A 571-nucleotide genomic window follows, 5' to 3' on the forward strand; every position below is an offset into this window, starting at 1 on the left:
CCCTACCTGCCCGAAGGCGATACACGGCTGCTGACAGCGGCGGTCATGCAAGCCGACCTGTGGGAGGCTGAAAAACGGGGCGCGCCTGTCCTTGAAACTGCCTACCCACGCGCGGAACTCTCGGAACTCATTCGTATTGACGAGCCGACCGCCATCGAGATCCGCCAGCAGGTGGATGAGGCGGTAGATGCACTGTGCGACCTGTTGTTGGGGTAGCCTCTTAACCGCCCGCGCCAAAATTCATCAGCACGAGTAGCAGATCTGCATCGTCCACAACGCCGTCGCGATTGAGGTCATATGACCCCTGTCCACACAGGCGTCCAGCGCATCGTGTGCCTCCGCGCACTATTATAACCTAACTTGGGCTATAATATGTCTATGCGACGCGGCTGGATAGTTTTCGGGTTGATTATGTGGCTGGCGACGGCGGCGGTTGCCCAGCTGAACTGGGTCGGCAACACGCGCCTGTTCGCGACGGGTTTTCACGCACTGCCCAGCCGTCTGGGAATGATTGACCCCTGGCAGGTCATAACCATCACCACGCAGACGAACCCCATCGCGATGGGGCAGT

General features: G+C 59.5%; 1 protein-coding gene. It reads left to right on the forward strand.

What is annotated here, in order from left to right; all coding sequences use genetic code 11:
* The coding region (locus NW837_RS15445; protein ID WP_414332550.1) for a hypothetical protein at positions 1-216 on the forward strand (216 nt) is incomplete at its 5' end.
* Positions 217-571 lie beyond the last annotated feature (355 nt).

Origin of the sequence: Synechococcus sp. R6-10 (assembly GCF_047461815.1) — a bacterium.
Taxonomy (GTDB): Bacteria; Cyanobacteriota; Cyanobacteriia; order Thermostichales; family Thermostichaceae; genus Thermostichus.